The 6,074-nt window shown below is 47.4% G+C and carries 6 protein-coding genes and 1 riboswitch; of the genes, 1 reads left to right on the top strand and 5 read right to left on the bottom strand.

The features are described 5' to 3' along the window. Positions 1-69 precede the first annotated feature (69 nt). The 4 genes from WBV75_RS12765 to WBV75_RS12750 all read right to left on the bottom strand — a co-directional run bounded on the left by WBV75_RS12765 (position 70) and on the right by WBV75_RS12750 (position 2,164). The gene (locus WBV75_RS12765) at positions 70-567 is read right to left on the bottom strand and encodes a DUF4252 domain-containing protein (protein ID WP_424120972.1); all 498 of its coding nucleotides are present in this window, start codon (positions 565-567) and stop codon (positions 70-72) included. Positions 568-678: 111 nt separating this feature from the next. Next, the gene (locus tag WBV75_RS12760) at positions 679-1,230 is read right to left on the bottom strand and encodes a DUF4252 domain-containing protein (RefSeq protein WP_424120971.1); all 552 of its coding nucleotides are present in this window, start codon (positions 1,228-1,230) and stop codon (positions 679-681) included. A gap of 12 nt (positions 1,231-1,242) precedes the next feature. After that, on the bottom strand, positions 1,243-1,668 hold the full coding sequence (locus WBV75_RS12755) for a hypothetical protein (RefSeq protein WP_424120970.1): 426 nt from the start codon (positions 1,666-1,668) through the stop codon (positions 1,243-1,245). Then, positions 1,655-2,164, bottom strand: a complete 510-nt coding sequence (locus WBV75_RS12750) for an RNA polymerase sigma factor (RefSeq protein WP_424120969.1) — start codon at positions 2,162-2,164, stop codon at positions 1,655-1,657. Before WBV75_RS12750 ends, WBV75_RS12755 begins: the two co-directional genes overlap by 14 nt. Positions 2,165-2,405: 241 nt before the next feature. On the opposite strand from WBV75_RS12750, the gene WBV75_RS12745 reads away from it, so the two are divergent. Then, entirely contained in the window at positions 2,406-3,908 is a 1,503-nt protein-coding gene (locus WBV75_RS12745; protein ID WP_424120968.1) for a S41 family peptidase, read from the top strand. 52 nt (positions 3,909-3,960) lie between these two features. Here the strand turns inward: WBV75_RS12745 and WBV75_RS12740 are convergent, their stop codons facing one another. Further along, on the bottom strand, positions 3,961-5,820 hold the full coding sequence (locus WBV75_RS12740) for a TonB-dependent receptor plug domain-containing protein (protein WP_424120967.1): 1,860 nt from the start codon (positions 5,818-5,820) through the stop codon (positions 3,961-3,963). Between the two features lie 68 nt (positions 5,821-5,888). Further along, positions 5,889-6,074, bottom strand: a riboswitch (cobalamin riboswitch). This riboswitch is flagged as partial in the annotation.

The following is a 6,074-nucleotide window of genomic DNA, read 5'->3' as shown; positions in this document are numbered from 1 at the left end:
CTGAATGAAAAAATCCCGGGTCCACATTGTGAAACCCGGGATTCCCAGTATCTTTTATTTTATCGGAGGCTAACTCTGGAACAAATCAGAGAGTTCCCGGAGCCCCTCCCCGTCTATATCGGCGTTTTCTACAGCCTGCATGAGTTGCATCAAATGGGCCGGATTCATATCCTCCCCCAAAACACGAATCAGGGCAAACCCCTTATCCTCACTGGATCCATAAATGATAACTTCATCAATGGCATCCCCTTCTCCGGTATATTTAATCACTCCCTTCGCAAATTTGGAATTGAGCTTCATAAGCTCTTTGAAATCCGAATTCTTCAGAATCTTATCCACTTTGGCGCGCTCTGAAGTAAAGGCTGCCGTGTTTTCATCTGTCTTCCTGAAGGCCAGGATATTCAATTTGCGGAGCGATCTGAGTGCTTCCACCTGGGTCTCATCCAGATCTGCCTCCCTGAGATTGAGGATGTTCGCCGGAACGTCCAAAGCCAAAAAATTTGGGTTTTCCGAATTACTGACAAAATACTCCTGAAGGCTTGGGCCACTTGAACAACCTGATGTCATTGTCAAAATGGCTATACTGCCAAGGGCAAAGAATAATAGTCTGCTTAATTTCATGATTGGTGCTATTTAATCGACCGGGCAATACATGTACTGCCCGATCGATTTTTGTTATTACTTAGACTTTTTCTTCTCAGCCTTTTCCAGTTCCTCCGGAAGGTTCATCTTCTTAGTCAGGGAACCAATTTTTGTCAGGTCAATGTCCCCGGTCAGGGTGAGTAGTACCGTCTCGATCTTACGATCGTCAATTTCTACATCCATATCCTTTATACCGGTGACAAACATCAGCAATTCACTTACATGGTCGCTGTCACGGCCGTTCCGGATATAAAACTTGACATTGGCATCTTTGTCCTTAACCCGCATCAGTTCTTCCAAAGAAGCTGATCTCAGGTATTTATCCACTGTGGTTTGCATATCAGCAGAAATGTTCTTGTCCTCAGTTATGAATACTTTCAAACCACTCAGACTTTGGGCAATGTCCATGAACTCGCGAGCTTCAGGGTCATCTACGTCCACATCCATCTTAATGAGCAGATCGAACATGTTTTTGTTTACAATTACTGAACTCACCTCATCCATATCCTCGTATTTATCAAAGATGGACTGGGAAATCCCCGCGATGGGCGTCAGGAGCAATACGAGTATTGCGAGATACTTTTTCATGATGTTTCGTTTTTAATTTTTGTTTAAAATCTTTTGTTTTGTCTGTTCAAATTCTCCCAGAAAGGCTACTTTTTCTGTACCCCTGTCCAGGTTTTGCGCGATCAGGCCAAAGGCCCTCCGGGTTTCCTGATAGGCAAATTCCGCTTCGCGCTGTTCGCGGACTTTATTCCCGTAATACAGGCCAAACATGAGCATAAGAACTGCTGCGATGGAAATCCATCTGTAGCTGTAGCTTTTCCTTTTGGTTTTTAATGGAACCTCACGTGCAGAACGTTCCTCACCGGCCTGTTTGAAGTATGCGAACATCGGAATGTACATTTCGAGTTCCGGGGCCACCCCGTCACTGCCAAAGTAGTTCCTCAACTCCTGCTCTTCGGCCTCCGTTGCGGAGGCTTCAAAGTACTTCTCCAGTATTATTTTAATTTTATCCAATTCCATAACGATGTTTTTCTATTAGTTTCTCACGGACCGCTTTTCGAGCCCTTGACAGGGTCACCCGGACGGCCGTGGGTTTCATATCCATAAGCTTTTCGATTTCCGGATAATCATAAGCTTCCACATCCCTGAGTTGCAGCACCATCCGTTGCTGTTCCGGAAGTTCATCCATAATCCGGGATACCCAATCCAGACTATCCCTCACCTCTACCTGTTGCTGAAGGGAAGACCCCCCGTCTGTAAAATTGCTATGGACCAATTTCAGATTTCCCGCCTGACGTGATTTTAAACGATCCAGGCAAAAGTTCCGGGTCATGGTCATGGCAAAAGCCTCCACATTCGAATACCCGGCAATTTTTTTCTTTCCACTCCAGAGTTTCATCAGCACTTCCTGTACAGCATCTTCAGCCTCCTCGGAGGATACAAGCAGCCTTTTTGCAAGTCTGTAAAGCTTATCCTTGAAGGGTAAAACAATTTCAAGGAACTCGGACTGTGTCATTATTGAACTTTGAATTGATGCTTCCAACTGTTCTATCGGGTTTACATCTTGAAGACGAAACTATCATAAATTTGTTACAAAAATTTTTTTATGATTTGTCAGGATACTAATTTTGACTCCTTAAACGTTCGATAAACAAGGAGCTAAAGAACTGTTTTTCGGGAATTTGTAACCAAAAAGCAGTATGGCTTTGCCCTGAAAGGAATCTCGATAATCGAAGGGGGATATTTATATTGATTGTATGAAAAAATGGTTGTTTATATGGATTGCATTCGCTGTCGCCGGATGTAGCAATGACGATGGAGTGGGCTTACCCGATAATCCTAATCCGAACCCGGATGCAGATGTGGTGGTGCAGAATTTTATGTGGCAAGCCATGAACCTTTGGTATTTCTGGCAGGCCGATGTACCGGAACTTGCCGATGACGCTTTCCCCACCGATGAAGAGTACACAAATTTCCTGGCCTCCGAGAGCGATCCGGGCGCTTTTTTTGACAACCGGTTGCGATTTTCAGAAGACCGCTTCAGCTTTTACAGCGATGATTATACAGAACTGACACAAAGTCTGGCCGGGATCAGCCGGAACAACGGTATGGAATTCGGCCTGATACAGTTCAGCGGGAGTTCTAACGTGTTTGGATATGTGCGCTATATCCTCCCAAATTCAGATGCTTCCACCAAGGAGATCGAGCGGGGGGATTTGTTTACCGGGGTCAATGGGGTGACGCTTACGGCTGAAAATTATCAGGAATTGCTTTTTGGTGAAGACCCGACATATACCCTGAACATGGCCGATATTCAAGGGAATGATGTGGTTCCCAATGGTAGGGAGGTAACCCTGACCAAGGAGGAAAACTTTCAGGAAGACCCGGTATACCTGACCGAGGTTTTTGAAAATATAGGTGGCGAAAATGTCGGCTATTTGATGTACAATGGCTTTACAAACGAATTTGACCGGGAACTGAACGAGGCGTTTGGCTTTTTTGTCTCTCGAGGGGTTACCGCACTCGTGCTTGACCTCAGGTACAATTCCGGGGGATCTGTAAATTCTTCCCGCCTACTCTCCAGCATGATCTATGGGACAAACACAGACGAGGTCTATTTGGAACAACAGTGGAACGACTTTATTCAGGAAGCCTTTACAGAGGATGACCCGGATGCCCTTAAAGATTTTTTTGCCAGTGCGGTTTCTTCAGGGGTTCCCTTGAACACCCTAAACCTGGATCGGGTCTATATACTGACGACAAGAAGTACGGCTTCGGCCAGTGAACTGGTCATCAATGGGCTAAATCCGTATATACAAGTGATTAAAATCGGAACCACTACGCGGGGTAAGAATGAATTTTCACTTACTATGGTGGATGATCCGAACAGACCGGGTGCTCCCTTTATCTATACCCCGGAGCGGGAAGGCAGTATCAATAGTGAAAATGCGTGGGCTATTCAACCCCTGGTAGGGCGAAATAAAAATGCAGTGGGAGATTTCGGAGATATCAACGGTTTTATCCCAGATATAGAGCTGCAGGAGGATCTGGAAAACCTCGGTGTTTTGGGAGATCCCAATGAACCCCTCCTGGCCCGCGCCCTGCAAGCCATATCAGGAGCTACAGCGAAAAGTTTTAACCAACCGGCGATGGCGGCTGAGCCCTTCACCTATTCCAAATTATTCCTGCCCATGAAAGACAATATGGTTCTGGATAAAGATATACAGCTTCCGGAGCGTCTTTTGAAGAATTTTCGGTAAGTCCTTCAAAGGATCTATAAATACGTAAAAGCCTCCTTGATGGAGGCTTTTTTTACAATTGTAAGGACCAACCCACCATCACATTTCTTCCGGGAGTCTGAAAACCCAGGACCTCCGTATAAGATTCATTCAACAGGTTGGTCGCATTTAAAAAAGCGTTTAACTTCCCCGGAATGACAGTAAAGTCCACGCGCAGGTCTATGAGGGAAAAAGGTTCCAGCTCCACCTGGGTGAAGGTTGTAAAATCTGTATCCTCCCGGGAACCTGTATAGCTGTATCGCAGCAACGATGACCAGCGCGTTCCCAAACGCGTCTGCAGGATGGCGTTGAGTTTGTGCTTGGGGATCCGGATAGCATTTGCCCCTTCCGGTTGGGTAAACGTATAATTCAACTCCAAACGATTCCCGGGTGCCCACTTCCACAGGACTTCCCCTTCAAAACCCTGGATACTCACCGGTTCTGAGGCATTGAAAAAAATAAAGTCCGCATTGTCGAAAAGGATCGTATGCTCCTCCTGCCGGTCGAAGAAGAGCCCACTGATACGGAAACCGGAATCCAGATTCAATTCCATACCAGCTTCAAGGGTGCGGTTGTCTTCGGCATCCAGATCCGGATTCGCCCCAAAAGCCCCAAATAACTGGGCCAGGGATGGCGTAATATAGGCGGTAGCCCAGGACCCCATCACCTTTAGGTATCCCGTATTCAAACGATAGGCATACGAGGGGTTCAGGTGATACACCGCCCGATTGCCGTAGATGGAATGCATATTCAGGCGCACCCCCCCATTGACGTTGACCCCTGAAGCCCCCGTCCAGACCAGGTTCAGATAGGGGTCGACGAGGGTAAATTCCTCGTCGACTTCAAGCAGCGCCCTGTCGTTGATTACATTAAGACCTGCCAGGGCATGGATAACCGAGCCGATTTTCCGTTTATACGTCAAATCCGCGGTCCAGTTACTCCCCTGAAAAGTACCCGGGAAATCACTTTGGTTTTCAGAATCGAATCGGGTGTAGGCACCCAGGGCCTCCACTTGTTGCAAACTATCTTTCCATTTCCAATTCAATCCCAGGCGCTCCTGATTCGTCCTATAACGGAAAGGGGCATCTACCCCATTAAAGGAATCGTCGTAATCCGCATTCATTTGAGCCCGGTTCGCAAAGATTTTTAAAACAGATTTTTCAGGAAAATGCCGGGACACCGAAAGATCTGCAGACCAATTGGAATACGGGTCCGGCTCACGTCCCGTCTCAAGGGAGGACAACCCGTTTGCATAATCGTGGGAAAAAGCCCCCTGATATGCCCAGCCAGAGCGGGTCCCCCCCAATTGGATCGCATGGCTGAGTCTTCCAATATCGGCATCGGATTCCTCCGGGGTATTCTGGGTGCCCATACTCCCCTGGGCATTTGCATAAAAGGGTGTCTTTCCGGGTGTTTTTGTCCGAATATCGATGACGGCCGTGGCGGCATTGGCCCCGTATAGTACGGACGTAGCACCCTTCACTATTTCGATGGATTCAATGCTGGAAACAGGCAAAAGCCTAAGATCGTATTCCCGGGCTGTCGAAGAGGGATCAGATACCCGAAGCCCGTCTATAAGTACAACTACCTGCCGCCCTCGGCCTCCACGAACAAAGACCCCGAGCACTTCCCCGGGCCTTCCGCGGCTCCCGGAAATTTCGAAGCCACTTTGCTGGTTCAGGACCTGGGCTACAGAAGCTCCCTGATAGGCTTTGAGTATTTCCGGTCCCAACCGAATGACCGTTTTACCCGATTGCTCCCGTTTTAAAGGGAATCTGGAATCGCTGACGACTACTTCGTCCAATTCGCGTACATCCATTGAATCCAAAGGGGTTTGCGCATGTGTCGCCCCTGCGAGTGCCATTAGGACACACCCTATCCATCGTTTTTTCATTTCAGACTATAAAGAACGAGATGTTCCCAGGCGATTAAGCTTGTAAACCTTTATCCCGAAAGTTTAACATTCCTTGTTTGGATTCGGCAGGTCTCCTGGCTCGCGTCCTGTCACTGACCTTCCCGTGCTTGCAGAAATACACAGTGGTGTGAAGTGGGTAACAGGCATTCTACTCCCTGTGGAGCAGAACTCAGCTTACAGTTGCGGGAACAGCTCCGGTTTTGCACCGGATTCCCTTTTAATGTCCATTATAT

Source organism: Robiginitalea sp., assembly GCF_049588695.1.
In the GTDB taxonomy this organism is placed as follows: Bacteria; Bacteroidota; Bacteroidia; order Flavobacteriales; family Flavobacteriaceae; genus Robiginitalea.
The sequence above is the reverse complement of the archived record's forward strand: the minus strand, read 5'-3'. Positions and strand labels throughout refer to the sequence as shown.